A 25,315-nucleotide genomic window follows, 5' to 3' on the forward strand; every position below is an offset into this window, starting at 1 on the left:
GTCCGATTGAGGCTGGAAGAAAGAGCCCGCCCCCATCGGAATGTTAGGCAATATGAGGGCACAAAAAAGCCATGCCCCTTTGTGAGACATGGCGATTATTTGTTTTTTTACTTGATGATGCCTTGTTCTACGAAGATCTTCTTCAGCACCTGCACACCCTCCTCCACTTGTTCTTTCGAGTGCGACGCCATCAAGGCGAAGCGAACGAGCGTGTCTTGCGGAGCGCAAGCAGGCGGGATAACGGGGTTGATGAACACACCAGCGTCGAAGGCGAGCTTTGTCACCAAGAACGTCTTGTTGATGTCGCGCACATAGAGCGGGATGATTGGGCTCTCTGTCTCGCCAATCTCAAAGCCCTCCTCGCGGAAACGCTCCAAGGCGTAATGGGTCACGTCCCACAGGTGCTTCAGGCGCTCCGGCTCGTTCTTGATGATGTGAAGAGCCTCAATGGCGGCAGCCGTAGCGGCAGGCGTGTCGCTGGCCGAGAAGATATAGGTGCGTGAGGTGTGGCGCAGATAGTTGATGGTATCCTTGTCGCTGGCGATGAAACCACCGATCGAAGCCATACTCTTTGAGAAGGTACCCATGATGAGGTCCACCTCGTCCGACAGTCCGAAATGGTCGCAAACGCCGCGGCCCTGCTCACCAAACACGCCCAAGCCATGCGCCTCGTCGACCATGATCGAGCAGTTGTACTTATGCTTCAGCTCCACGATGGCGGGCAGATTGCACAGGTCGCCCTCCATAGAGAACACTCCATCGACCACAATGAGCTTCACGGCCTCCTGCGGCAGCTTGGCCAACACGCGCTCCAGGTCGGCCATATCGTTGTGCTTGTAGTGCAGCTGTGTGGCAAAGCTCAAGCGGCGGCCATCAACGATCGATGCGTGGTCGCGGTCGTCGCAGATAAGGTAGTCGCCACGTCCCACCACCGCGGGAATGACACCTGAGTTGACAGAGAAACCAGTAGAGAAGCAGAGGGCGTCCTCCTTGTGCTCAAACTCGGCGAGCTCCTTCTCCAGTTGCACGTGGATGTCGAGCGTTCCGTTCAGGAAACGGCTTCCGGCACATCCTGAGCCATACTTTTCGAGCGCCTTCTTGGCTGCCTCGATCACGCGGTCGTCGCCAGTAAGACCTGTATAAGCGTTGCTTCCAAACATCAAGACCTTATGGCCTCCCATGGTCACAACAGGGCCCTGCTTGCTGGTGATCTCTCTGAAATAAGGATAAACTCCAGCCTCCATAAACTTCTGAGGCTCACGGTAGTTCTTGTATCTTTCTTGTAATTGTCCCATCATTAATAATAGGTGTAGAAAATCTACGAGTTATACATTTAGGCTACAAAGATAATCATTTTTTTTCAGTTGGGTGATAAAAAACAGAGAAATCGTATTTGTAGACTAAAAATAGACGTCAAAAATCGCCTATTCATAAAAAATGCACTAATTTTGCAATATGAAGAAACGCATCCTTTTTATCATCAATCCCATATCGGGCGCTGCCAGCAAGGCGCGCATACCGGAGGCCATCGAAGCGTATCTCGACCACGACCAGTATGAGTACCGCATCGTGGAGACGAAGTATGCCGGTCACGCGGCCTCGATAGCACGCGACGCCAGCGTGGAGGGTGTAGATGTGGTGGTGGCCATCGGCGGCGATGGCACCGTCAACGAGGTGGCGCGGGGCATCGTCCACTCCAACACGGCGCTGGGCATCATTCCTTGTGGGTCGGGCAACGGATTGGCCCGTCACCTGTTGCTGCCGCTCAATGTGCGCAAATGCATTGAGATCATTAACCGTTACGAGGTGCACGAACTCGACTACGGCATCATCAACGAGTATCCGTTCTTCTGCACCTGCGGTGTGGGCTTCGACGCTTTTGTCAGCCAGAAGTTCGCCGAGGCCGGCAAGCGAGGTCCCATCACCTATCTGCAAAAAATACTTGAGGAGGGCACCAAGTACAAGCCCGAGACCTACGAGGTCGACGCCGACGGCATCAGCACCAACTACAAGGCGTTTCTCATCTCCTGCGCCAATGCGTCGCAATACGGCAACAACGCTTATATCGCCCCACAGGCGTCGATGAGCGACGGGCTGATGGATATTGTCATCATGGAGCCTTTCGACATTCTCGAGGCGCCCCAGATAGCCATCGACATGTTTAGCAAGACGCTCGACATGAGTTCCAAGATTAAGAGTTTCCGCACGCGCTACCTCCATATCCATCGCTCCCACCCTGGCGTTATCCACTACGACGGCGAGCCGGTCATGACAGGCGAGGACATCGACGTGCGCATTGAGGAGAATGGCATCAAGATCATCGTCAACCCCGATGGCGACAAGCGCCAACGCCAGCCCAACATGCTGCAAACCACCACTTGTGAGTTGTTTAATGACCTCAGCGCCATCCGCCACGATGTGTTCTCGCAAACGCGAAGGGGTGTGCGACTGGTAAAGCTCATCCAGCGAATGATTGAGCGCAACCTGCCCGGGCTCAACTAACGTGGCTGCTCTGAGTTGAGCCGAGGCGAGAGGTGCCCAATGGTGGACGGTGGGCTTATACCAGCGTTCGTGTTTCTTATCCTGTGGGGAGCCGTGGGCTGCTTTTTATACTTTTGTTGCCGCATGGCCTTTCTCATCATTATTCATCCAAATATCGCAACAATCTATACACCAAACTACATATTTCTTTTCTTTCACGGAAATATTGGGCGCAAATACGCAATTCTCAGCACATTTTTGCAACCACTTGACATTCAGCACATTGTAACCTCCGTTGCATATTCGGCACCCCGCATTTCTTCATTCGCTCTGCGGTTAGGCGTCTTTCACCAGGCGATACATGCCTAACCGCATTGCGATACCTTCCTAACCGCGCTGCGAAAGATGGTTTATCGCACTTCGAAAGATGGTTTATCGCACTTCGAAAGATGCCCTTTCGCCACTCGATACATGCCTAACGCCCATTCGCTGCTCGCATTTTCGATCTTTCCCCTGATAGAAACGGCTTTTTCGGTCGCTAATTTAACCGTAAATCCTACAACCTTTTGGGTTAAAAAACCTGACAGAGGCAATGGCATTATCTACGCTCTGCGCATCATTTTGTTAATCAAAAAAAACGGAAAACATTTGCATCATTTCATTTATTTCATTATTTTTGCAAAAAGCACTAACCATGAAGAACCTTAAAATAATCACCACGTTAATACCGTTAGGTCTTTTGCTATTTGTCCTTACGAACTGCGGAAGAAACTATAGCCGGACCATCGATAGGGCCTATGGTCTGGTCGATACCGACCCCGATAGCGCATTGGCATTGCTCAGCGGCATCAGTAACGAGCGGCTTGGCCACGAAACGGCTCGCTATGCGCTTGTTTATACCATAGCGCAGGACAAAAGCGGATGGGACGTCGACGACGACTCGCTCCTCCGTGTGGCTTATGCGTATTATGACGACAAGCCGGATGACTCGCTGTACGCCAAGTGCCAATACTATATGGGCAAGTATTATATGCTGAACGACAGTAGCGAGAAAGCCATCGATTGTTTTCAGAAATCAATTAAGGCGGCTCAAACGTGTGGCGACCAATATACCCAATGCCTTGGCTTGGAAAAGTTGTCAAAAATCAAAGTCAACTCCGAACCCCTGAAGGCTATAGCGTATGCCAAAGAAGCCGACAGGACTTACGCTTCCATTCGAAACAGGAAAATGTCGAACAGCATTTACTATAAGATGAATGTAAGCCTTACTTATATGTTTGCCGACAGTATGGAGGCTGCGAGAAAATACGGAAACGAAGCTCTTGCAATGGCGGTAACAAGTGGCGATTCCAACACTATTTCCAACACATGCCAAAACCTATCGGTAATCCTAAGAAAAGAGGATAATTATCAGGGGGCTTTGGAAAACGCCATAAAAGCGTGCGAGTTTAATTCTTACGTCGACAATTCAAAGACGCTCAATTTGGCTTGGGCCTATCTCAACACGGGCTCCATAGACCAATGCAAGCGTATCTTGAAGCGTATTGACACGAACGATCCTGCCGAACGGTACCTTATTTATTATTTAAGGCATAGGGCTTCCATGAAAGAGCACAACTACGGAAAGGCTTGTGAGGAAGCCGACTCGGCGTACTTTTACATCGAAAAGATGTATGGCGACCAATTGGTCTACAAAGAAAAATACTACGAGTCGTTTGTGAAAAGCCAATACGAGAAAGGCATAACGGAAGGAAGAGCGCGCTTCTTAACGTGGCTTTTGGTTCTTTTGGCCATTTTGTCGTTTACAATGATAGCCATGATTGTTTATTCGTATAGGCAATACAAAAGTAGGGTTAAAATGAAAATTCAAACCCAGGAGAAGGAAAAGGCGATGAAAGAGAAAATGCATAAGGAAGAAATCAGGCATAAGGAAATTCAGATAACCACCATGCGCCGCTATCTCTTAAAAAAGATCGATACGGCAGAAAAGATCGATAAGATAAGAGGAAATAGAGTAAAGCCTGTTGTGCTTACTGATGAGGACTGGGAAGAAATTCGCTTGTTTGTAGACAATATTGAAGGAGATTTTGTCACGAGGTTGCAACAAAGCTTTCCGTCATTAAGCAATGAGGACATCAAGTTCATGATGTTGTTGAGACTCGGCATGTCGGCAAAGGCTATGGGATTGATCTATGGCATCAGCGAGAAATCAATTCGCCAAAGACTGTTCGTTTATAAGGCCAAGGTGGGCATAGATGGAAGCAACAAAGGCTCACTGAGAGACTTTATAGCAACATTCTGACCTTGTTTTCCGTCGAAATAGACATCCCGTTTTTAAGCAACCGAGTAACACACTGGAAATCAGCAAGATGCAATATGGGTAAAATGAACGAAATAGACATGCAAAATTTGGAGGCAACCGCTAAATCCCCTAACTTTGCAGCGTAATCCCTAAAAAGTATGAAGAAGTTTTATATAGTTATTATGTTATTGATGCTTTGGATACCTTGTAAGGCTAACCAAATTGATATCAAGGCTAAGACCACAACACCTCGTGAAGGTGCAAGGATGCCTTCCGCATTACGGGTTGAAGCAAGTTGCAATGCCGAAACGGTTACCATAAATATTCATAATTATAATGGTGTATTCGTTGTTTACATTTATGATGTGAGTGGTAACATTTTACTTACCGAGCAAGCAGAAATAGCCTCTCATGGCACAATTGCTATAGATGTTTCTTGTTGTCCTCAAGGCGACTATACATTAGCAGTCTCTCTTAATGATAATATCTACGAAGGGAAGCTTCATATCGAAAAAGTTGCATAATAATGTGTTGGAGCGACCATCGTTATCTCTCCTTGTGACAAAGTTCCTAACACTCTCATTGAAGGAAAGGCAACGGATAAGCAGATTAAGGAAGCGTATGACAAAATGCTTGAAGATTGCAAAAAGTAATTAGATCAAGTGGATGGAGCCTACCTACTTGTTAGATAGGCTCCATCTTTAAGTATAAACCAACAACCACGAAAGGATGAAGTTATTTTATATCTTACTTTTAGGAATGCTGCTTCCGTTACCTTGCTGCGCCCAGAAGAAAACCATCGACACAGTTCGCGTGCGGTTTTCTTATGCCATAAAGGGAACATTATCTGAGACTTCTGAATCGCAATATGACGATGAATTGAGTGTGGACATAGGCGACAGCGTGTCTTACTGTTATAGCAGATGGGAGGAGGACAACGATAAGCTGTGGGAAAAAGTGAAAGCCGAAGGTGGCACCGCGAACGACTATCTTGCCCAGCAAGGTCCGTTTAGTCAGTATTTCGAAAGAGACATCAAGCACTACCCCACGAAGGACAAGCAGACGATAATCACTTTTCTGTACAAGTATTTTTTATACGAGGAACCCATCTCCCAATTCGACTGGCAACTCCTTTCTGGAGACACGGTGATCGTTTCCCACCCTTGCAAAAGAGCAAAATGCACCTATCGGGGGCGCACGTGGTACGCGTGGTTCACCTTTGACATCCCAATTCATGACGGCCCCTGGAAACTGCAAGGTTTACCAGGCATGATCCTTGCCGCCAAAGACCAGAAGAACCAGTTCTCGTTTGAATGTATCGAAATTAAGGACAACTTGAACACGCCCATGGAAGTAGACTTTAAGAAAACTATCAAATCCACTCCACAAAAAGTGCAATATTTGCGAATACTGGATGAAAGCAATCCAGAGGCGTTTGATAAGGCGGTGGGACTCAAAGGGATAATTTGGGGAAGTAAACCCAAATCACGGGTGGCCTGCCTCAAAGAATACTATTAAGGTAGGATTTCATCCCACGTTTTCTTGCCACGACATAACCCAAGCAAGCCTTGGCCTCCCTACTTGTTAGACAGGTCCCATCTTTAATCGTAAACCATAACCACGAAACCATGAAGTTATTTTATATCTTACTTTTAGGTATGCTGCTTTCGATTCCATGCTGCGCCCAGAAGAAAACCATCGACACGGTTCGCGTTCGGTTTTCTTACGTCATAAAGGGAACAACAACTGAGTCATCGAAACAGTATGACGATGAATTGAGTGTGGACATAGGCGACAGCGTGTCTTACTGTTATAGCAGATGGGAGGAGGACAACGATAAGCTGTGGGAAAAAGTGAAAGCCGAAGGTGGCACCGCGAACGACTATCTTGCCCAGCAAGGTCCGTTTAGTCAGTATTTCGAAAGAGACATCAAGCACTACCCCACGAAGGACAAGCAGACGATAATCACTTTTCTGTACAAGTATTTTTTATACGAGGAACCCATCTCCCAATTCGACTGGCAACTCCTTTCTGGAGACACGGTGATCGTTTCCCACCCTTGCAAAAGAGCAAAATGCACCTATCGGGGGCGCACGTGGTACGCGTGGTTCACCTTTGACATCCCTATTCATGACGGCCCCTGGAAACTGCAAGGGTTACCGGGCATGATCCTTGCCGCCAAAGACCAGAAAAACCAGTTCTCGTTTGAGTGTATAGAAATTAAGGACAACTTGAACACGCCCATGCAAGTAGACTTTAAGAAAGCAATCAAATCCACTCCGCAGAAAGTGCAAAATTTGCGAAAACTGGAAGAAAGCAATTATGAATCATATAGCAAGGCCGTAGGAATAAAAAGGATAATTCTTGGGTTTAAACCAAAATCACGGGTGGCCTGCCTCAAAGAATACTATTAAGGCGGCGTCAAAAAAAACACAGCAAAACATTTCTTATAAAGGGTTACGGTTGGCCATCTTTCGGCCTCTTTTCGGCTCATAGTGCCATCCTGTTCGGTCTCACAGCCCACTATGCCGCCTCACTCGCTGACGCTATGACCCCAAAAAGAGCTTCGAAAAACCGACAAAGCTAATTGATAGGACACCCCTGAAAAGAACAATCGCATGAAGAAGATATCTGCACTATTCCTTTTGTTGTTTGTCATGATTGCTGTTCAGGCCCAAGAGCTAACAGGATTCGTGAAAGACTCAATGACGCATAAGCCGTTGGATTGTGCGTCGGTAGTGCTCATGGATCGTTCAGGGAACCCGCTGACGTTTATGAACACCAAGGAGAACGGTGGCTTTTCGTTAACAACGCCTAAGGGAACCAACGCGGCAAAGCTCCAGGTGACCTATTTGGGTTACACCCCAAAGAGCGTACCCATTGGCCTATTCAAGAATGGCGAGACCATATATTTGACCCCCAACGCCATAAGCCTCAGGGAAGTGGAGATTAAAAGCAAGCGCCTCCAGCAGAAGAGCGACACGCTTGTTTATTCGGTTGCAGGATTTCGCCACAAGCAAGACCGCAGCATAGCCGACGTAATTGCCAAGATGCCAGGGTTGGCGGTGTCGGAAAAGGGAACCATTACGTACCAAGGAAAGCCCATCAACAACTTTTACATTGAAGGAATGGATCTTCTGGGGAAGAAGTATTCTATGGCTTCCGAAAATCTGTCGGCAAAGAAGGTGAAGAAAGTGGAAGTGTTTCGCAACCATCAGTCGATAAAGGCGCTCAAGGGCATACAGTTTTCCAACCAGGCTGCGATAAACCTGGTGTTGGAAGACGACGCCAAGGAAGTGCTCAACGGAATGGCGGAGATTGGCATGGGAGCCTCTACCCCGAAGGGCATAGGCGAAGACTTTCTGCGGAATACACGAATAATCGCAATGCTGTTTGGCCACAATCACCAGAGCCTTACCATGCATAAATCGAACAATGCCGGAAAGGACATCCAGCACGAGATAAGAGACTTGACCTCCTCGTCGCAACTGGAAAGCGACAACAAAGGTTGGGTGGATAATATTGGGCTTAGTGCTCCCAACATTAGTTTGGGAAGGTATAATTTTAACAATACGCACATAGCCGCAACCAACTGGCTGTTTAAGACAAAGCGCAAGGCGGAACTTCGTCTTCAGGGCACTTATCTCTTTGACAAAACCATTGGTTACAAAAAAGACATTACCACGTTTACAAACATCAATAATCTGCCCATCATGACAGAAGAAACCCATGCCAACTTATATCGCAGGGAGATGGATGTGGAATTGCAGTATAAGGAAAACAAAGACAGCTTGTATGTAAACAATGTGCTGAAAACGTCTATCAACTGGAACGAATCGTTCGCAAACACCATCCTAAATGGCACCAACACCAGGCAAGCGGTGGAGCCTCGCAAGCGACACTTGCGTGACGAGTTTAGCGTTATCAAGAAGTTTAGGAACAATAAAAGTGTGGATGTGAATGCCTCGTTCGACTATCTATACCTTCCGGGTAAACTGTTGACGCTGAGCGACTCTGTGCCCCAGAGCCTAAACGTCAACACCTTATCGTCCTTGATAAGCACACGTTTCAGACATCGTGTTTGGGGCATGTATATATCCTACGACGCACAGATGAAGTATCATCGAGATGATTTCGAACTCAACGACCATGACAAGGTGAGCTATCAGCAAGCAGAGCTCAAGCTGACCCCTCGTATGAGCATGGAAAAAAATGGTTTGCGCTTGTCATGCTCATTGCCCGTCTACGTTTCCTCCTATCGTCTGGGTGGCGCAAAGGAGCATCAGGCGTTCGTTTCACCTTACGTTTCGTTGGGCTACCAATGCAGCGGCTACTTGTCTTTGCTTTTCAACTATTCCCACCAAAAGAGCTGTTATGGTGTTGGCAACTGCTTGCCGTTGGCCTATTACAGAAGCTACGCCACAAGGATCGAGGGCAATGGCAAGCTGTGTTTCATAAGCTACGACAACGTTGACGGCAAGCTCGAGTATTCGAATCCCAACATAGGCTTGTTCTTTAACGCAAGGGGAAGCTACACGCTCATAAACGATGTGCCCTTGTTTGGGTATCGATACGAAAATAACATTTATAGCATAGTGGCGACCCCTCAGAAAGCCAACAACAGGCAGGTTTTGGCGTCGGCCGAACTGAGCAAGGCTTTTGGCTATGGCAAGTTGACGATGACGATAGGCGCAGACGCCATGAGGCACGATTACAAGGCGTGGATTTCTGAGCAGGTAGCCGATGGCCATGTTGACAACTACTCGGCCAAGTTTCAGGTGGCGTTTATACCCACCCCTTGGTTCTCCTTAGAGGGCAAGTCGACCTTCCACGAATCTAAGTACACCAACAAGACGTTTCGGTCGCTTAGCTCGTCGCCTTTGAGATCGTTCAAGCACAACCTCACGATGAATTTCATGCCCGGCAACTTCCTTTTCGCCTGGACCCATGAGCTATACCACAGCAACGACCATAGCGTAAGCCACACCTACTTCTCCGACCTAAAATGCACCTACACGCATAAGCGATACGAAATAAGCTTCATGGCCAACAATATTTTTGGCTCGAAGAAGTATGAGCGCAACATGGTGTACTCGTCGACCATTCAATACACGGTAAACAGCCTACGTCCCAGAGAATTTATGCTGGAGGTTAGCTTCTCGCTCTGACACGGGTTTACCAGATAGAGGGTCTGACAAATGTCAGACGGCCCTATAAGGCATACGAGTCGGAAGTCATCGACCGCAACATGCACAAACTCACCACAAGTTACAACAAGGACTGAGAAAACAAACTGGTGCTCAACGCATCGTGGCGCATCAGCTATGGCAAGAAGCATCAGGCTGCGGAAAAGCACATGAACCTCAACGACACCGACACAGGCATCATCAAACGATGAGAAGAATGGTGAGTAGGGTTAGATGTAATACTCGGCCGAGTCGACCAAGCCTGCCCTCAAGGCATACTTGGTGGCCTCATGGGCATTGTTGACCCCCAACTTCCTGAAGATGTTCTTCCTGTGGGTGTTGATGGTGTGAAAGCTTGAGAAGCGTTTGCTGGCTATCTCCTTTGTGGTCAGTCCGAGCGCTATATCCTTGAGCACCTCCGTCTCGGTCTTGGTTAGGTTCACCTCCTCGCGATGGTCGGGCTCGGGCGACAGGAGGAGCTCCGCCATGTGTTGGCAGATGAAGCGCCGGTGGCCAAGTGTAGCGTTGATGGCCGCCCTAATCTCTCCGAGCGACGAGTCTTTGAGAAGGAGGCCATACTGGCTTCCTTCCGCAATGACCACCCGCACGAAGTCGAGACTGAGCTCTTCGCTAAACAGCAACCATTGCACAAGCCTAAAGCGCTGGCTGAGAATGAAGAGTTCCTCGGGACCATCCAAATCAAACAAGGTATAGTCCAATATCACGACGCCCTCTGGCTTCTCAGCCAACGCTTGTATGAGCGCTGCCTTATCGTCGGCATACGTAATGTCTACGTCAGCAAAACCAGCAAGGACATACATGAGGCCGGCACGCGTAATGTCTTGTCGGTCGGCCAATATCACGTTTCTTGTCGTTGCCATTTGCTTTTTGGCTTAGAAGGTCAGACGAAGCATAAAACGGATGCCGTTGCGCTTGCTGGTAGGCAGGTAGGTGTAGTTGCAACGATGCACATACTCCACATGCAGAATCTTGAAGATGTTATGGATACCGGCTACCCACTCCACGTAGGGGCGCTTGGGGTCCATGACATAGCAACCCTCTGGGAAGGCCATCAGCACGCCATCGCCCGCGTTTTGCGCCAGGAGCGGGTTGTTCTTGTCGGTAAGGTTTCCCCACAGGCATTTCACGCCAATATACTCGCGCCACTTCAGCTTCTTGAGCAAAGGTATACGGTTGAAGATCTTTCCGTTGAGGTCCCAACTGGCGTCGAGGCTGGCGTATCGGTCGTTGAGAAACTCCATGTTGTTGATCAAGTTGAACGTCTCGTCCTCAACGATGTAGCTCAGGTTGGCAGCCGGCATGATGAGCAACGGATAGGGCACCTTGTTCCATTGGGCGCCCGCCTTGAGGTAGACGTCGATCTTTCCCCAACTCTTCATCCAGAAGCGCTTGTAGATGGCAGCCTCGGTGAAGTTGTAGTTGTAGTCGCCACCCAGGAAGTTCTTCAAGCCGAGCGTGTGGCCGAGCGTAAAGACCGGAGCGTCGAGGTTGATGGGCAGACGGCGCTGTTTGGTATTTATGTAGGTGCGGCCAGGAGCCAACTGGAACTGCAAGCTCAACTCCGTGGTGCGAATCTTGCCATTGTGCAGCAAGTCGCCCGCCTTCACATTGTCGGGTACCACAAAGTCGGTTCCGCTATTCAGGGGGTTGAAGGCCAGCATGCCCGCGGCCTCGTTCTCCTCAGCCTTAATGCCCAGCGTGGTCTTCAGGCCCCACTCCTGCTCATACTCGAACTGCAGTTGCTGGCGGTTGTAGAACATCATCTTGTCGACCTTGGTCCACTTGAATGCGGTAAACACATTATCCTTATCGGTATGGACAAACTTATCGGAGGGCGACATGATGTCATAGGTAGACGTGAGCGTCAACGTGCGTTTCGGGAACTCTCGTGGCAGATAGTCCTTCTTGTTGAACGAATAGGTCACCTCACCTTTATAATAGTTTTTCTTGGAGTGCCATCCGCGCGCATAATAGCCCGAGAAGAACCAATGCTTGTTGAGGTTGGCCGTCGACTGTCCGCTGATACGTGTGCGGTAGCCGTCGATGAAGTTTTTCGAGATGATGGTGTTGATCGGACCGATGTCGAACTTGCTGGGGTGGTTCTCGTCGCCCGTCTCCACAAAGTTTTCTATCAAGGCCTTGGCACCAAAGATGATATACTTAAAGCCCCTGATTTGTTCCAACCGATGGATGAAGGCGTCCATGGAACTCTCCGACTTGGTTAGCTCCACCGATCGATACTGGTTCCAGAAGTTCTCGTCGCGCATCAGCGCGTTGGCCTCCCGTTTCTCCTTCGCCTTTCCCTTGAAGAGCACCTTGGGCAATTCGTCGAAGGCATAGTCGGTAAGACGCGTGGTGCGTATGACCACCGCTTTGGTGAGAAACTTCATGAGCGACATCTCAACAATCATGTCGTCGACGCTCAGGGCCCATTCGCCATTGGGCAAGCGGGTGTACTCTTGCTTGATCTGCAAGTTATCCACAAAGTTGACGTCACTCCGCTTGGGAATGGTGAGGTTGCACTTCTTCACATGAAGCGTGGAATCGGCCAAGATGTAGAGTTCGCCCCTAAATCCGAAATCCTGCTGGTTGTTGGGCATGAACTCCAAATGGTAGCAGAGGTCGCGGTCCACATACACCGTGTCTTGGATGTAATAGCGGTAAAAGGCTATGGCATCTTTTCCGATGGGCGACGTGAAGGGATATTGCAACAGTCGCACCTGGTCGTCGTAGATGTCGACATCGGTAAATACATCCTTTGTGGCCACCGTGATGATGTCGCCCGTCTGGATGAGTTGGCTGATGCCTTGCGAGTTTTCACCCTGTATGATGTCTTTCTCCGTTCTGGGATTTTTTCGGAAGATATGCTGCGATACGGTCTCGTCGACAATGAGCGGCAGGATGAGTTTGTTGTTGTATGGGCACATCTCCACCTGGTCGAGCATCCACTTGTGCTTACCAATGAAGCCCGAGTCGATGTCGGCTCCCGAGATGTCGTTGAGGGCCGTGGTCAGCTTCTGGTACTTCGTGTATTGGTAGTAGTCGTGGTTTTGCAGGTTGGTGCGTTTCTTTGCCGCAATGACCCTACGCATCAGCTCCACGGCAGGGTTGTCTTTTCGCGAGTAGCGGTTGCGTTTCTTCTTCACCACAAACTCGCTCAGCATCCTCGTGTCGGGACTCAACTTCACGTCGAGCTTCGATGGCGTGTTGGCGTTCACCACAATGGTCTTCGACTTGTAGCCCACGGCCGAGAACACCAGTTTCCATCCATTATGACGTGCAATGGTGTACTCGCCATAAGCGTTTCCGCTCACGGCCACCTGATGGTCTTTATACGACGCGCTGGGGTATAAGATGGTGTCGCCCGACTGTGCGTCGATTACCACGCCACTAATCTGTGCCTTGACGCTTATCGCAAGCACCAGGAGCAATAGCATGGAGAAAATCCTGAACCTATTCATAGTAATCTATTGAGAATAAACTTGTTAAGGGGTTCTACCCCATTATCCTTCTATGAGCTGTGCGAGGTCGGTAATGACCTTGTCGGGAATCGACTCGTCGTAGGTAGCGTCGGTCCATCCCTCGCCCTTGAACCATGCGGCCTTGCACCCCGCCTTGATGGCGGGCTCTATGTCCTTGTAGAAGCTGTCGCCCACCACCATCACCTCCTCGGGCTTCAGGCCCAGCTTTTCCACGCCCAGGGCGAAGATGCGGTGGTCGGGCTTTCGAATACCCACCACGGCCGACTCCACCACGTCCTGGAACAGATGGTCGAGGCCAAACTCCACCAACACCTCGTGGATGTTGCCGTAGAAATTGCTTACCAGGACCATGGGGTACGTTTGGTGCAACTGCTCCAGCACCTCACGGCTATGGCGTGTGGTTTCCTTCACCTGGGCATAGAGCTCGTTGAGCACGGCCTCGTGCTTCTCGTTGAACATGGCCTCGTCGGCGCCCCAAAAGCCGTTCTGGCACAAATATTCCATCTCCAGGCGAAGCTTTACGCTCAGCGTGGTGTGGAAATTGTAATGCGGCTGGATGATGGGGTTTCGGCCCAACGTGCGCTCCGCATAGACATAAGCGTCGCGAAACTGCTCCTCCGTAACGGGCACCTGATGCTTTTGGTAAGCGCGCCACAGCAGTTTTCCCCAGTGGCAACCCGCTGTGTCGAGCGTGCCTCCATAATCGAAAATATATCCTTTAATCATTTGAGGTTTCTTTTTATTTGTAATATCTCACAAAAACAAGGCGTTGCTCCCATTACGCGTTGAGCGCAGCCAATTTCTTGGTCATCTGTTGGCAGAGCGTCTCGTGGCGCTTGTGCATGCAAATATAGAGGATGTTAAGAACCACGATCTCGAAGAAGAAGAAAATCCACGGTCCCACCACGTCGTTGGTAAGGCTACCCGCTATGCAAGCGAGATAAATGGTGATGGCCCTACTGTTGAAGGTGAGCAGATTGGTGAAGGGCATGAGTGGCCGGCTGCCCTTGAGAAACTCCTGACGGATGGGCTCAAGCTGCTCCTTGTTGTGCTTGAGGCAAGCCTTGTTCCACGCCTCGAAGAACGATTGGAAGGCGGCCGTGCGCTTCTCCTGACTCTTACAATAGTTGGCGTAGAAATAATAATAGAGTTTCTCAAACCAGTTTTTCATCGGCAGGCTCTCAAACTTGGCTCTTTGCTGCACATAATTGTCGAGCTCCGATCCGCTCTTTCCTTTCAGGAAGAAGAGGTGTATTTGGCGATAATAGTCGGCCAACGAACTTTGTGGTGAGTGGCACAGCACGCCAGCGATAAAGGCCAAGGCCCAGATCCAGAAGCTCCAAGCGATGTCGGTTCCCGGAATGGTTTGGCCCATGAGGCGCGTGGCAATGCCTACATAGATGCAGAAGAACCACACATCGCCCGAGAAACCGTCCAACACGCGGCCCAAGAGCGTCTTCTTGCCCGTGAGGCGCGCCATCTGCCCGTCGGTGGAGTCGCAGAAGTTGGCCAGCATGAGCAGGGCCACACCCATCAGGTTGTGCTGCAAATCGGTTTGGGCGAACATCCATCCGGCACCCGCCCCGAGAAATATCGACAAGATGGTAATGGCGTTGGGATGAACGCCCATCTTGTTCCACATCAGCGCAAACACCAATCCGATGGGACGGGTGAAATGCACATCCAACCACTCTTCTGTATCTTCCGACTTAAAGGAAGCCTGTAATAACTCTTTAAAAGTTGCCATTCAAATCTATGAAAAAATCTATTCTGTAAAAAATCTATTGTCTTATCTCCTTGCCTTGGCCACGCATTGGGCTATGGCCATGGCCGCCTCTTCCCTACAACGCGAGAAGCTGGGCCAATCGTTGAAGTCGATGATGTAGAACCGGCCATGCTCGTCGATGATGGCGTCGCCGCCAAACACCTCCACACCCACCAACTGGCTCAGGCGAACCACCTCTTGGTGTAGCCTTTCGGCCTCGAAGGCATAATGGTGTGCCACACCGTTGCGCTTCTCGTCGCCAAACTTCGAGATGCCGTCGTCGCTGGGATAGAAAAATTGGAAGAACGCTGTTCCCACGCCATAAAACTTCACCAGGTCGCCTGGCACGTGGGCGCTCACCACCATGTCGGTCACGCCGCGCTTGCGAAACGCCTCCTTCGCTGCGTTAAGCGCCGTAAGGTCTTCGCAAAACACCACATCGGCCTTCGACTGCGCCGCGGCGTCGCCCCGCTTCAACCAATAGCCGTGGCTGCCCACGAGGGGCGGCATGGGCACGTGGTGAAGGCGCATCAGCTGGTCGAGCTCGGTACGGCGGCAACGGAGCACCCCTTGGGCGCCATTCACCACCAGGCTGCCGCCGCTCTCCTTGTCGCGCAAGAGGTCCAGCGTGGTTTCCTCACGAGCCATCGACAGGTAGACGTCGGCCTCCATAGGCCGCTCCACCCATTGGCGCTCATCCACCATCGCAATGTCGTCGGCCAGGCCCAAAAGCTCGCGCAAGCGTTCGCTGGCCCGCCTCAGTATGGCCCTGTCGTTCTCCACCGCGTTGGGCGAGAACCTATCGTCGCGCCGAATAGCCAAATATCTCATTGCTTCAATACCCTTTGTCTTTCATCCCATAGCCTTAGGCTTTCTCATCGAGTAACGCCTCGGCTTTCTCTATGTCGCTGGCATGGTCGATGTCGAGCACCTTCGAGAAGGCAAAGGCCTTGAGCTTACGACCGTCGCGCACCAGGCCGCGCTGGAAATTGCGCATGCGGCTCTCGCCACGTTCCATACAGTCGTCGAGCGTTTCGAGGGCGGAGGGGGCCAAGCCGTATATGCCGCCCGAGATATAGGTGCATTGTGTGTCGTTGGCATCGTAGAAGCCCGTCACGTTCATGGCTTCGTCGGTGCCCACATACAAGGGTTTCTCGTCGTCGATATAATTGGTTACGCCCATCAAGCCGTCGCCACCTTCGGCCAGCACTTCCTTGAACGCCTTGACATATTGGCAAAACTCTTGTTCGCGGAAGATGGTGTCGACGGTGGTGAGCACAAACGGTGAGCCGGCAAGCAACTCACGCAGTTGGAAAAAAGAATGCATGGAACTGGGTGTGCTGCGCACCTTGAACTGCAAGGGCACGGGTTGGCCACGCAACCCATCCTCCTCGAGCTCCAGCAGGTGGCGGCTCACGATAGTGGTCTTGTCGTTGCAGATAACAACAATCTCCTCGGCGTTGTTCTTCATAAACACCCTGATAAGGCGGTCTATAAGGTGCTCGCCATGCACTTTGACCATTGGCTTGGGTGCGTTGATGCCCTCAGCGGCCAGACGCGATCCTTCACCAGCGGCAATAATAGCAAATTTCATTGTATAACGATTCTTTTATAAGATGATGTGCAAAGTTACTGATAATCGCTGACAAACGGATGTTTTTTGACGATTATTTAGTTTTCTACACATAACAAAAGAGTCGTCGCAAGTACTTGGCCTACTTAGCGCCCTTAACCTCCTTCACCAGCACCTTGCAGAGGTTGCGCTGCAACACGTGGGCGTCGAGCACCGACATCTCGCTGTCCATGATGGCGAAGGCCAACAGGTGACCGTTGGGCGCCTCACAATAGCCGGCCAGGGTGCTGATGCCGTAGGGGTGCGAGAGGGTACCTGTCTTCACGCGCAACTTGCCTCGCAGCTCGGGGCCCGACAGCAAGCGGCAGGCGGTGCCGTCGACACCTGCCACCGACAGGTGTTTCCACAACCTGTTGAAGATGGCCTTGTCGGCGTAGCCATACCTGAGGATGTCGACCAGCGACTGGGCCGAAAGGCGGTTATAGCGGCACAGGCCGCAACCATCGTGTACGACAATCTTGGGATTGTTCTCGTGAATGGTTTGTTTCAAAAATTTGTTCAGATAAGCCACACCCACCTTTTGGGCCGAGTCGTTGGCGTTGAGGTGTTGGCCAATGGTGTAGAGCATGGCGGTGGCCCGGGTGTTGGAACTGTTCTTCCACATGCGTTCCACCACGCGGTCGATGGTTCTGATGGACCGGGCCACACGGTGGGCGCCACGTGGCGTTTTGCCTGTTACCACTTGGTCGGCCTTCACCTTGATGCCCTGGGCCTTGCACGCCGCAACGAGCGCATTGCCAATGCGGGTGGAGCCTTGGTAGAGCAGGCCATACTTCGACCGCTCAAGGTCCCACGGATACCAATGCACCTCAGCCTGCACGGGCTCGTTGAGCAACAGGTCGAGGATGATGTTTCCGTCAAGTTCTTTCACACCATTTTTCCGCAGCATCCTCGCCATAAACTTCAGGTCGTCGGGCGTGAAGTTGGGGTCGGCGCTGCCCTTGAGGATGATGCTTCCGCGCAGCAGTCCATCGGCCATGCGCCCCTTGATGAAAAGCGAGGTCTCATAGTTGTAATGGGTGCCGAGCAGATGGTAGCCCGCCACCCCCGACAGCAACTTCATGCACGAGGCCGAGGGGATGGGGGCGTTTTCCTGGAAGGCATAAACGGGCTTGTCGGCGGTGAGGTCGTAGACGCACAGGCCAAAGCGGCCTGCCACACGTGGCTTGTGGGCAAACTCGTCCAAGCGTTGCTTGAGGTTGGCGTCGACGGGAATGCCCGTATCGGCTTTCTTGGCGGGCGCCACGGCGTCTTTCGTGTCTTTTCCGCCACAGCCCACCAAAGCGGCCACGGCCAATAACGACGACAATATGATCAGGGGGAAACGGAAACTTCTCGGGTTTGATTTCATTTCGTATAAAAACAGATTGTGGCAACGCGCTGACATCAAAGAACTTACCGAACCCTCGCAGCTCGGCCGTCCCCATTAGGCACCCATCGCCATTCCAAACAAATTATTATTTCTTGCAAAAATAGCTTTTTTCCCGCTAACCTGCAAATGTTTCGGTCGTTTTTAGTAACTTTGCCCGTAAATAAAAAATACAGAAAACCACAAATAAATGAAATCATTCATCGCAGTAATCACGGGGTGCCTATTGGTTTTGGGCACCTCCTCAGCCAACGCTATGACAACGAAAGAGAAAACCATCGACCTGAAGTTCATTGAGACCAGCGACGTGCACGGTAGCTTCTTCCCCTACGACTTCATCAACCGCAAGCCCAAGGCTGGGTCGCTGGCTCGTGTGGCCACATACGTCAACCAGTTGCGCAGCCAGCATGGCGAGAACGTCATCTTGCTCGACAATGGCGACATTCTCCAGGGCCAACCCGTAAACTATTATTCCAACTATGTGGACACGACCAGCGCCAACATCGCGGCACAGGTCGTCAACTACCTACGCTACGACGCGCAGACCATTGGCAACCACGACGTGGAGACGGGCCATCGGGTCTACGACAAATGGGTGAGCGCCACCCACTGCCCCATCCTGGGCGCCAACGTCATCGACACCAAGACCAACAAGCCCTACCTCAAGCCCTACACCATCCTGAAGCGTGGCGGCGCGCGCATCGCCATCATCGGCCTGCTCACGCCCGCCATCCCCAACTGGTTGGGCGAGAACCTGTGGAGCGGGCTCCGCTTCGAGGAGATGGTGAGCTCGGCGCGCCAATGGATGCGCGTGGTGAAGGAGCAGGAGAAGGCCGACATCGTCATCGGACTGTTCCACTCGGGCAAGGACGGCGGCATTACGACGCCCCACTACAAGGAGGATGCGGCGCTGGCCGTGGCGCGAGAGGTGCCGGGCTTCGACGTGGTGTTCTTCGGTCACGACCACACGCGCTACGCCGACGCGGTAACCAACAGCGAGGGCAAACTGGTGGCGTGCCTCGACCCTGCCAACAACGCCATGTCGGTGGCGCAGGCCGACCTGCAACTGGTGAAGAAGAAGGGGCGCTGGTGCGTCAAGGAGAGCCAATGGAAGCTCGTGGATGTGGCCGACCTGCCTGTCGACAACGACTTTGTGGACCATTTCAGCGCGTTCAACGAGACGGTCAAGGCGTATGCCGACCGTGTGATTGGCACCTTCGAGAACACCATCTCCACGCGCGACAGCTATTTTGGCAACTCGGCCTTCAACGACCTCATCCTCAACCTCGAGCTGAGCATCACCAAGGCCGACGTGGCGTTCAACGCGCCTGTATCGTTTGACGTGGCCATCAAGAAGGGACCGGTGCGCGTGGCCGACATGTTCAACCTCTATAAATATGAGAACCAGCTCTTCGTGATGCGCCTCACGGGCAAGGAGATACGCAAGGCGCTCGAGATGAGCTACGACCTCTGGGTAAACACCATGACCTCGCCCGACGACCACCTGCTGCTGCTCGACAGCCAGACGCGTGGCGACCAGCAACGCTTGGGCTTCAAGAACTTCTCGTTCAACTTCGACTCGGCAGCGGGCATCGACTATGAGGTGGATGTTACCAAGCCCAACGGCCAGAAGGTGAAGGTGCTGAAGATGAGCAACGGCGAGCCGTTCGACGAGAACAAATATTATAAGGTGGCGGTAAACAGCTATCGCGCCAACGGTGGCGGCGAACTGCTCACGCGCGGCGCTGGCATTGCCAAGGACGACCTGGACGACCGCATTGTGTGGCGCTCGGAGTATGACCTGCGCCATTATCTCATGGAGGAAATCAAGCGATTGGGCACACTCAACCCGCAGCCCAACACCAACTGGCGCTTCGTGCCTGAGCAATGGACGCAGGAGGCGGCCAAGCGCGACAGACAGTTGTTGTTCCACGATTAAGTCCAAATCGGGCATAAGACCGAAAAGGGGGAAATGGTAGGATATTATTGTTTCTTTCCGAAATGGGTTTAGAAAAAGCAAGAAAAGGCTATATGAAAAGGTATTATTTCATCTTCTCCAAAAACAACATCCTGCTGGAGCAACAGCCCAACGGGACGTTCACCATTCCATGCGCCGAGGAGGTGCCCATCGGCATCCATCCGTGGACGCACGTGCTCAACATATCGCCCATGGACGACGGCACGGAGGTGAAGGCGCTGATGGTCGACGACCCGAAGAGCATAGAGGCCACCGATGACCAGCTGCGCAAGGATGGATGGGTGTTCAAGTCGCTCCGCGAGTCGTTCTACCACCTGCCCGAGCCGCTCTACCTCAAGGCGGGTAAGTGTGAGGAGCTGCTCTACTGGGACCACAACACGCAATTCTGTGGTGTGTGCGGAGCGCCCATGAAGATGTCGACCGACATCTCCAAGCGCTGCACGCAATGTGGCAAGGAGGTGTGGCCCCAACTGGCCACGGCCGTCATCGTGCTCATCCGGAGGGGCGACGAGGTGCTGCTGGTGCACGCCCGCAACTTCGTGTCGGACTTCTACGGGCTCGTGGCGGGATTTGTGGAGACGGGCGAGACGCTCGAGGAGGCGGTGCGCCGCGAGGTGATGGAGGAAACAGGGCTGACCATCAAAAACCTCACTTACTTCGGGTCGCAGCCTTGGCCCTACCCTTGCGGACTCATGGTGGGCTATATGGCCGACTACGACGAGGGCGCCATACACCTGCAACGGTCCGAACTGTCGAAGGGCAACTGGTTTCGCTACGACCAGATGCCACGCATACCCCAAAAGTTATCTATCGCCCGTCGGCTCATCGACGCATGGCTCAAGAGCCACGGGGTGACATCATCGCAAGAATAACCTTTTCTGGCCAATAACACAAGCAGGGCGCGCCATAACGGTGCGCCCTGTTTGCGTAATGGGTTGAATGCGACATGTGGAACCACCTTATTGTAACATGTAACATGTAACAATGTAACGTTTTCGTTGAGCCGGCTGGGCAGCGCAAGGCTATTGGCTGTTGGCCACCTCTTCTATTATGTGTCGGATGGCTTCGGGATGGTCGGGACGGGGAGCCACGGTTGGCAGTAGGTTGCCGTTGGGGGCCACGATCTTGTAGGTGGGATAGCCAGCCACACCGATATAGCGCTCGAGGGCACTCTGCTGCTTTTCGGGCAGGTTATAATGGATGCTGTTCTCGCCTGTGAGGTGGAATTGGGCAATGGCGGTCTTCCACGCCTGCTCGTTGCTGTGGTTTACCAGATAGAGGTAAACGATGTTGAGGTCCTTGAGTTGTTGCTTCATCTTCGGCACATGGGTCATCATCTCCTTGCATGGGGCGCACCACGTTCCCCACACGTCGAGGTAGATGAAGCGTCCACGATAGGGCTCCACGATCTTTCTGAAAATTTCCTCACCGTCGGTCAGGTCGGCCAACGGTCGAGGGTCGGGCGTAACGATGGCTTCCGCAGCCTTGCGGGCGGCCACAAGCTGGTCGTTGGTTTTGAGCACAGCGCCGAGGAGATAAGGCTGCCGCACGTTCTCGCGTAGCATTCTCATTTCGTTGTCGTCGAGTGGCGCCACTTTCTCCTTGAGCCTTTTTTCGATCAGGCGGGCCACGGCAATCTCCCGAAGCGTGGGTGGCAGATCAAGAAGTGAGTCGAGCGCCTGTATCTGCCTTTGTTTGTAATAGAGCGAGATCTCGCTGAACAGTTCGGGCCTACTTTCAAACAGGGCTTGCAGGGTGTCGGTGAGGTAAAAGCCCTCCATCCAAACGCCCGCCGAATCAAGCAGTTGCAACGAGGGCACGTCGATGGCGGCCTCTGCGGGCATCTCACTTTCGATGAGCCGCTTTTCCTCTTCAGACAGCCAGCACCCTCCCTCGCTGGCTTTCTTCAAGATGCCTTGCAGGAAGGGCACGCCGCTACCTATCGCACAATGTTTCTGGATGGCTGCCGCACAGAGGTCGTCTAAAAAACGGCCGTAGCGTTTCTGCACCATGAAGGGAGCGTCGAAATGGAACAAGCGGCGTCGCTTGGCCTCGCCTATGATCTCCTCGCGCTTCACCTTGCCACGGTTGAAACGCAACTGTCCCAAATCGTAAGCGAAGAACGACCTCGACATGCTTTCCGTGTAGTCCTTGTAACGCTTGGAGAGCAACGGGTGGCGCGAGAGGATGGAGTCGCGGCAATGGGCGAACGCTTGGAGCTCCTTGTCGTAGGCGCTGATAAACTGCGGGAAGTGCATGGCCTTACGCGCATCATAATCCATGTCGTAGCCATACAAGGGATGATTGAGAAACTCGTTGACCATGCGAGCCGATTTTCCCATGACGTAAATACGCCCCTCCACGTCGTCGACGAAGAACAGCATCTTTTCGCCGGGTGCGATGACGTAGGGAATCCATATCCAGTTGTTGAGGCGATAGATCGCGGGAGTGGCTTGGGTGACCATCATCGAGCCCGTTTGGCCAACAAGGGGTATTTGCGCCTCGTATCGACCAAGCGAGTCGCTAAGGGATGCGTAGCTTTGCAGCACGTCGTCCACCATACTGCCAAAGTTTGTGGTAACGTCGATGCCCGCCTTGCCACTTCGGTGCGCCACGCGCAGGGTTGCCTGCTGCTCCTTGTCAAGGATCGTTGCGTCAAAGGGCGTGTCGTCTGCCACGGGATAGTCGGGCAGGAACCGGGTGGTCAGCACCGATATCTTGTGCTTCACCCCATCAATGGCCACGGAGCCCTTCTTCAGTCGTATCTCCTTATGCTGCTTGTCGTGGGTAAGCACCAAGCGCCCCTTTCCCACCTCGGCATAGCTCCAATAGTCGCAGTCGTAGATGGCGTACTCGTCGAACAGTCCGATGAGCCATTCGCCCGTCGCCTCGTCCCTCAGACAGAGGTTTAGGCCCGATCTCTGTTGTGCCTGTGCCGCCACCACAATGAGGGCGAGCAGGAGGGTGAGGAGAATTTTCTTTTTCATAGTTTTCTACTTGATCTTTATTCCGAGAACATAATAATGTGGAATGAATTCGAGAATGTCCGACGAGAAATCGAGCTTGATTTCGTTGTCGCCACAAAAGCGGAAGGAACCTCCATCTTCGTCGTACCAATATGAGCCATACATAACGAGCGGAATCATCTCCCCTTTCTTGAAGGATGTTGCCTGTTCAAAAGGTCGCGACTCATAGACAAAATGCTTTTTGCCAGGCATTTGGGGAACAAATATCGGTTTCAGCTTAAACCGACCGCCAAACTCCCGATCTTCGCTGAAACGGAAGAGGTAGTTGGCCGTAGAATCGCTACTGGATGGCACAATACCAATGACAAGTTTCTTGCCAAGACTCATGTTGACGTCGAAGTTGAATGCCTTCTTCGGCTCTTCGCCTTTTGCATATTCCATGACAACAACCTCGACCTCTGCGCCTTTCATTTTCTTCGTATCGAAGCTATATACCCTATAGCCCTGGGCGTTAAGCAACGGCAGATAGTCGCTAAACGATGGTTGACTCATTTTAATTTTCTGCGCCTGTGCCGCCACCACAATGAGGGCGAGCAGGATGGTGAGGAGGATTTTCTTTTTCATATAGGTTGGGAGTTAGAGGGTTTCTTGTGGGGAGCGGCGGAGGCTGTTACAACGACAAGCCAACCGCTTGAGGGTGCGTGCCGTGGGGATGAAACCACAATGGCTTGCTGGCCTGATTATTTAGTTGAAGGCGGATTGGCAAACCGGATGCGGGCATAGTCGAAGCCCATGGCCTTCAGCAGATTGTCGAACTGTGTGGAGGCGTTCTGCTGGGCGCTGCGAATGTTGGAGGGCGTTAGGCACCGCCGCCTCATCGCCAGCTGTGCACGACGTGTGAGGGCAGCCTTGTCGGCCTCGCTCCACTTGCCTTCCTCGTAGAAGGTCTTGGTTCGCGCTTCGTCAAGAAAATTATCGTCCAATAAGCGTATGGCGGGAAGCAACACGTCGACCGTGTCGTGGTCCATCGTGATCCATCCATCGGCCGTCTGGCTCAGGTCGACACCCAACCGCAAGGTGCCGTAATAAATGCGCGACAACTCATCGTCGCCAAAGAACCCATGGCGCACCGTGTCGACCATCTCCTCGTCGGCCACAGAGAGAAACTCCCATTGGCCGATGCCCCTGATGCGCTCCACCTGGGTGGGGGTGACGCCGATGCGCTGCGTGTGGCCCACCTCCACGCTGCTGCCCTTCATCTGGTGCGACAGGTAAGCCACCACACCCACGATGGCCAACACGCAAACGGCCACAAGCACGAGCTTGGCTACAAGCGCCCTGCTGATCTGCTGTAAGAATTGCTTCATGGTTCCACTGTCTTAATGAGGTTAGGTATATCGCTGATGGTGAAGCGCTTACGAAACGTAACGGTGATGTTCTCGGGCCGATAGCCCAACGCCTCCACGATGGGCACCAACTGGCGTGCGGCGTTTTGGCGCGCGTTCTCTATGATGCCCAGGCGGGGTATCGACTTGATGATGTCGTCGCGCCCCTGCCGCTGGATCTGCGTCACCTCCTCGTCGGTGAACCTACTGCGGAACAGCGACACCTTCTCCCTCACGCCCTCATGGTCGATCTGCGTGGCCGTGAGCGTCACCTCAGGGTCGGGCAGCACAATCTCCACCTTGTCGCCACGCACCCGCACATTGGCTTCCGAGAACTCGCTGAAGTCGACATACGCCTTCACGCTGGCCTTCACGGGGATGGCTATGCGCCGCTTTCCCAGCGGAAGGTTCAACTTGAAACGCTGCTGAAACACCTTGCCGCCCACCGACAGCGTGTCGTCGAAAGTGACAATCTTATGCAACTGGTATTCGGAGGTGTAAAGGCGCGAGCATTTCTGTATCTGCATGACCATCAGCGGAAGGGTGTCCACCTGCTGGACCTCCCCCACCCGTTCCTGCTGGCCATTGCCGCAGGCTGCCAGCATGGCTGCCAGCAACACCATTGTCACACTGATGATTTTACGCATGGGCATTTCGTTTTTGGTTGGGATTATTTAGTGGGTTCGTCGACAATACAAATTTAGATAAAATTTCCGAATTATAAGCCAGTTGGGATAAAAAACAGAA

20 protein-coding genes are annotated in these 25,315 nt (G+C 52.3%); 8 read left to right on the top strand and 12 right to left on the bottom strand.

Annotated features, from left to right (window positions below; genetic code table 11):
- Positions 1 to 107: 107 nt before the first annotated feature.
- Entirely contained in the window at positions 108 to 1,295 is a 1,188-nt protein-coding gene (locus WKK33_RS03885) for an aminotransferase class I/II-fold pyridoxal phosphate-dependent enzyme (protein ID WP_337932588.1), read from the bottom strand.
- Positions 1,296 to 1,455: 160 nt separating this feature from the next.
- On the opposite strand from WKK33_RS03885, the gene WKK33_RS03890 reads away from it, so the two are divergent.
- From WKK33_RS03890 to WKK33_RS03915, 6 genes are all read left to right on the top strand, one after another.
- On the top strand, positions 1,456 to 2,502 hold the full coding sequence (locus WKK33_RS03890; RefSeq protein ID WP_287768954.1) for a diacylglycerol kinase family protein: 1,047 nt from the start codon (positions 1,456 to 1,458) through the stop codon (positions 2,500 to 2,502).
- Positions 2,503 to 3,175: 673 nt separating this feature from the next.
- Complete coding sequence (locus WKK33_RS03895; RefSeq protein ID WP_337932566.1) at positions 3,176 to 4,783, top strand: hypothetical protein; 1,608 nt, start codon at positions 3,176 to 3,178, stop codon at positions 4,781 to 4,783.
- Positions 4,784 to 4,941: 158 nt separating this feature from the next.
- Complete coding sequence (locus WKK33_RS03900; protein WP_337932568.1) at positions 4,942 to 5,307, top strand: DUF3244 domain-containing protein; 366 nt, start codon at positions 4,942 to 4,944, stop codon at positions 5,305 to 5,307.
- Positions 5,308 to 5,512: 205 nt separating this feature from the next.
- The gene (locus WKK33_RS03905; protein WP_337932570.1) at positions 5,513 to 6,301 is read left to right on the top strand and encodes a GLPGLI family protein; all 789 of its coding nucleotides are present in this window, start codon (positions 5,513 to 5,515) and stop codon (positions 6,299 to 6,301) included.
- Positions 6,302 to 6,411: 110 nt separating this feature from the next.
- Positions 6,412 to 7,197, top strand: coding sequence for a GLPGLI family protein (locus tag WKK33_RS03910; protein ID WP_337932572.1), 786 nt, complete (start codon positions 6,412 to 6,414; stop codon positions 7,195 to 7,197).
- 204 nt (positions 7,198 to 7,401) lie between these two features.
- Positions 7,402 to 9,951, top strand: coding sequence for a hypothetical protein (locus WKK33_RS03915; protein WP_337932573.1), 2,550 nt, complete (start codon positions 7,402 to 7,404; stop codon positions 9,949 to 9,951).
- A gap of 248 nt (positions 9,952 to 10,199) precedes the next feature.
- Here the strand turns inward: WKK33_RS03915 and WKK33_RS03920 are convergent, their stop codons facing one another.
- The 7 genes from WKK33_RS03920 to WKK33_RS03950 all read right to left on the bottom strand — a co-directional run bounded on the left by WKK33_RS03920 (position 10,200) and on the right by WKK33_RS03950 (position 18,221).
- Positions 10,200 to 10,850, bottom strand: coding sequence for a response regulator transcription factor (locus tag WKK33_RS03920; RefSeq protein ID WP_337746176.1), 651 nt, complete (start codon positions 10,848 to 10,850; stop codon positions 10,200 to 10,202).
- Between the two features lie 12 nt (positions 10,851 to 10,862).
- Complete coding sequence (locus WKK33_RS03925) at positions 10,863 to 13,451, bottom strand: DUF5686 family protein (RefSeq protein WP_337569300.1); 2,589 nt, start codon at positions 13,449 to 13,451, stop codon at positions 10,863 to 10,865.
- A 42-nt stretch (positions 13,452 to 13,493) separates the two neighbouring features.
- Positions 13,494 to 14,198 carry an HAD family hydrolase gene (locus tag WKK33_RS03930; protein ID WP_337469106.1) on the bottom strand — a complete coding sequence of 235 codons (705 nt, stop codon included), beginning with the start codon at positions 14,196 to 14,198 and terminating at the stop codon, positions 13,494 to 13,496.
- A 52-nt stretch (positions 14,199 to 14,250) separates the two neighbouring features.
- The gene (locus tag WKK33_RS03935; RefSeq protein ID WP_309438718.1) at positions 14,251 to 15,219 is read right to left on the bottom strand and encodes a CDP-alcohol phosphatidyltransferase family protein; all 969 of its coding nucleotides are present in this window, start codon (positions 15,217 to 15,219) and stop codon (positions 14,251 to 14,253) included.
- A 42-nt stretch (positions 15,220 to 15,261) separates the two neighbouring features.
- Positions 15,262 to 16,068, bottom strand: coding sequence for a hypothetical protein (locus WKK33_RS03940; RefSeq protein ID WP_337932575.1), 807 nt, complete (start codon positions 16,066 to 16,068; stop codon positions 15,262 to 15,264).
- Positions 16,069 to 16,102: 34 nt separating this feature from the next.
- On the bottom strand, positions 16,103 to 16,831 hold the full coding sequence (locus WKK33_RS03945) for a sugar phosphate nucleotidyltransferase (RefSeq protein ID WP_337932577.1): 729 nt from the start codon (positions 16,829 to 16,831) through the stop codon (positions 16,103 to 16,105).
- 121 nt (positions 16,832 to 16,952) lie between these two features.
- Positions 16,953 to 18,221: a D-alanyl-D-alanine carboxypeptidase gene (locus tag WKK33_RS03950; protein ID WP_337932578.1), complete on the bottom strand. Its 1,269-nt coding sequence runs from the start codon at positions 18,219 to 18,221 to the stop codon at positions 16,953 to 16,955.
- Positions 18,222 to 18,495: 274 nt separating this feature from the next.
- Here WKK33_RS03950 and WKK33_RS03955 point away from each other — a divergent pair, with 274 nt between their 5' ends.
- Both WKK33_RS03955 and nudC read left to right on the top strand, forming a co-directional pair.
- On the top strand, positions 18,496 to 20,178 hold the full coding sequence (locus WKK33_RS03955) for a bifunctional metallophosphatase/5'-nucleotidase (RefSeq protein ID WP_337932589.1): 1,683 nt from the start codon (positions 18,496 to 18,498) through the stop codon (positions 20,176 to 20,178).
- Positions 20,179 to 20,270: 92 nt separating this feature from the next.
- Positions 20,271 to 21,089, top strand: a complete 819-nt coding sequence (gene nudC / locus WKK33_RS03960; RefSeq protein WP_337932580.1) for an NAD(+) diphosphatase — start codon at positions 20,271 to 20,273, stop codon at positions 21,087 to 21,089.
- 150 nt (positions 21,090 to 21,239) lie between these two features.
- Here nudC and WKK33_RS03965 read toward each other — a convergent pair whose 3' ends face one another.
- From WKK33_RS03965 to WKK33_RS03980, 4 genes are all read right to left on the bottom strand, one after another.
- Positions 21,240 to 23,204 (bottom strand): TlpA disulfide reductase family protein, encoded by a 1,965-nt coding sequence (locus WKK33_RS03965; protein WP_337932582.1) that lies wholly within the window; start codon positions 23,202 to 23,204, stop codon positions 21,240 to 21,242.
- Between the two features lie 6 nt (positions 23,205 to 23,210).
- Entirely contained in the window at positions 23,211 to 23,807 is a 597-nt protein-coding gene (locus WKK33_RS03970; RefSeq protein WP_337932584.1) for a DUF5041 domain-containing protein, read from the bottom strand.
- Between the two features lie 116 nt (positions 23,808 to 23,923).
- A complete protein-coding gene (locus WKK33_RS03975; RefSeq protein ID WP_337932586.1) occupies positions 23,924 to 24,550 on the bottom strand; it encodes a DUF4230 domain-containing protein in 627 nt (208 codons plus the stop codon).
- Positions 24,547 to 25,215, bottom strand: a complete 669-nt coding sequence (locus WKK33_RS03980) for a DUF4230 domain-containing protein (RefSeq protein ID WP_337570338.1) — start codon at positions 25,213 to 25,215, stop codon at positions 24,547 to 24,549. The genes WKK33_RS03975 and WKK33_RS03980 overlap by 4 nt, the downstream gene beginning before the upstream one ends.
- Between the last annotated feature and the right edge of the window lie 100 nt (positions 25,216 to 25,315).

Origin of the sequence: Hallella sp. (genome assembly GCF_037460745.1) — a bacterium.
GTDB lineage: Bacteria > Bacteroidota > Bacteroidia > Bacteroidales > Bacteroidaceae > Prevotella > Prevotella faecis.

Bases quoted from the DNA above. Each gene is read 5' to 3' on its own strand.
- WKK33_RS03885 (WP_337932588.1), bottom strand. From the start codon at position 1,295: ATGGGACAATTACAAGAAAGATACAAGAACTACCGTGAGCCTCAGAAG.
- WKK33_RS03950 (WP_337932578.1), bottom strand. From the start codon at position 18,221: ATGAAATCAAACCCGAGAAGTTTCCGTTTCCCCCTGATCATATTGTCG.
- WKK33_RS03895 (WP_337932566.1), top strand. From the start codon at position 3,176: ATGAAGAACCTTAAAATAATCACCACGTTAATACCGTTAGGTCTTTTG.
- WKK33_RS03925 (WP_337569300.1), bottom strand. From the start codon at position 13,451: ATGAATAGGTTCAGGATTTTCTCCATGCTATTGCTCCTGGTGCTTGCG.
- WKK33_RS03910 (WP_337932572.1), top strand. From the start codon at position 6,412: ATGAAGTTATTTTATATCTTACTTTTAGGTATGCTGCTTTCGATTCCA.
- WKK33_RS03915 (WP_337932573.1), top strand. From the start codon at position 7,402: ATGAAGAAGATATCTGCACTATTCCTTTTGTTGTTTGTCATGATTGCT.
- WKK33_RS03975 (WP_337932586.1), bottom strand. From the start codon at position 24,550: ATGAAGCAATTCTTACAGCAGATCAGCAGGGCGCTTGTAGCCAAGCTC.
- WKK33_RS03930 (WP_337469106.1), bottom strand. From the start codon at position 14,198: ATGATTAAAGGATATATTTTCGATTATGGAGGCACGCTCGACACAGCG.
- WKK33_RS03905 (WP_337932570.1), top strand. From the start codon at position 5,513: ATGAAGTTATTTTATATCTTACTTTTAGGAATGCTGCTTCCGTTACCT.
- WKK33_RS03890 (WP_287768954.1), top strand. From the start codon at position 1,456: ATGAAGAAACGCATCCTTTTTATCATCAATCCCATATCGGGCGCTGCC.
- WKK33_RS03965 (WP_337932582.1), bottom strand. From the start codon at position 23,204: ATGAAAAAGAAAATTCTCCTCACCCTCCTGCTCGCCCTCATTGTGGTG.
- nudC (WP_337932580.1), top strand. From the start codon at position 20,271: ATGAAAAGGTATTATTTCATCTTCTCCAAAAACAACATCCTGCTGGAG.
- WKK33_RS03955 (WP_337932589.1), top strand. From the start codon at position 18,496: ATGACAACGAAAGAGAAAACCATCGACCTGAAGTTCATTGAGACCAGC.
- WKK33_RS03970 (WP_337932584.1), bottom strand. From the start codon at position 23,807: ATGAAAAAGAAAATCCTCCTCACCATCCTGCTCGCCCTCATTGTGGTG.
- WKK33_RS03935 (WP_309438718.1), bottom strand. From the start codon at position 15,219: ATGGCAACTTTTAAAGAGTTATTACAGGCTTCCTTTAAGTCGGAAGAT.
- WKK33_RS03900 (WP_337932568.1), top strand. From the start codon at position 4,942: ATGAAGAAGTTTTATATAGTTATTATGTTATTGATGCTTTGGATACCT.
- WKK33_RS03945 (WP_337932577.1), bottom strand. From the start codon at position 16,831: ATGAAATTTGCTATTATTGCCGCTGGTGAAGGATCGCGTCTGGCCGCT.
- WKK33_RS03920 (WP_337746176.1), bottom strand. From the start codon at position 10,850: ATGGCAACGACAAGAAACGTGATATTGGCCGACCGACAAGACATTACG.
- WKK33_RS03940 (WP_337932575.1), bottom strand. From the start codon at position 16,068: ATGAGATATTTGGCTATTCGGCGCGACGATAGGTTCTCGCCCAACGCG.
- WKK33_RS03980 (WP_337570338.1), bottom strand. From the start codon at position 25,215: ATGCGTAAAATCATCAGTGTGACAATGGTGTTGCTGGCAGCCATGCTG.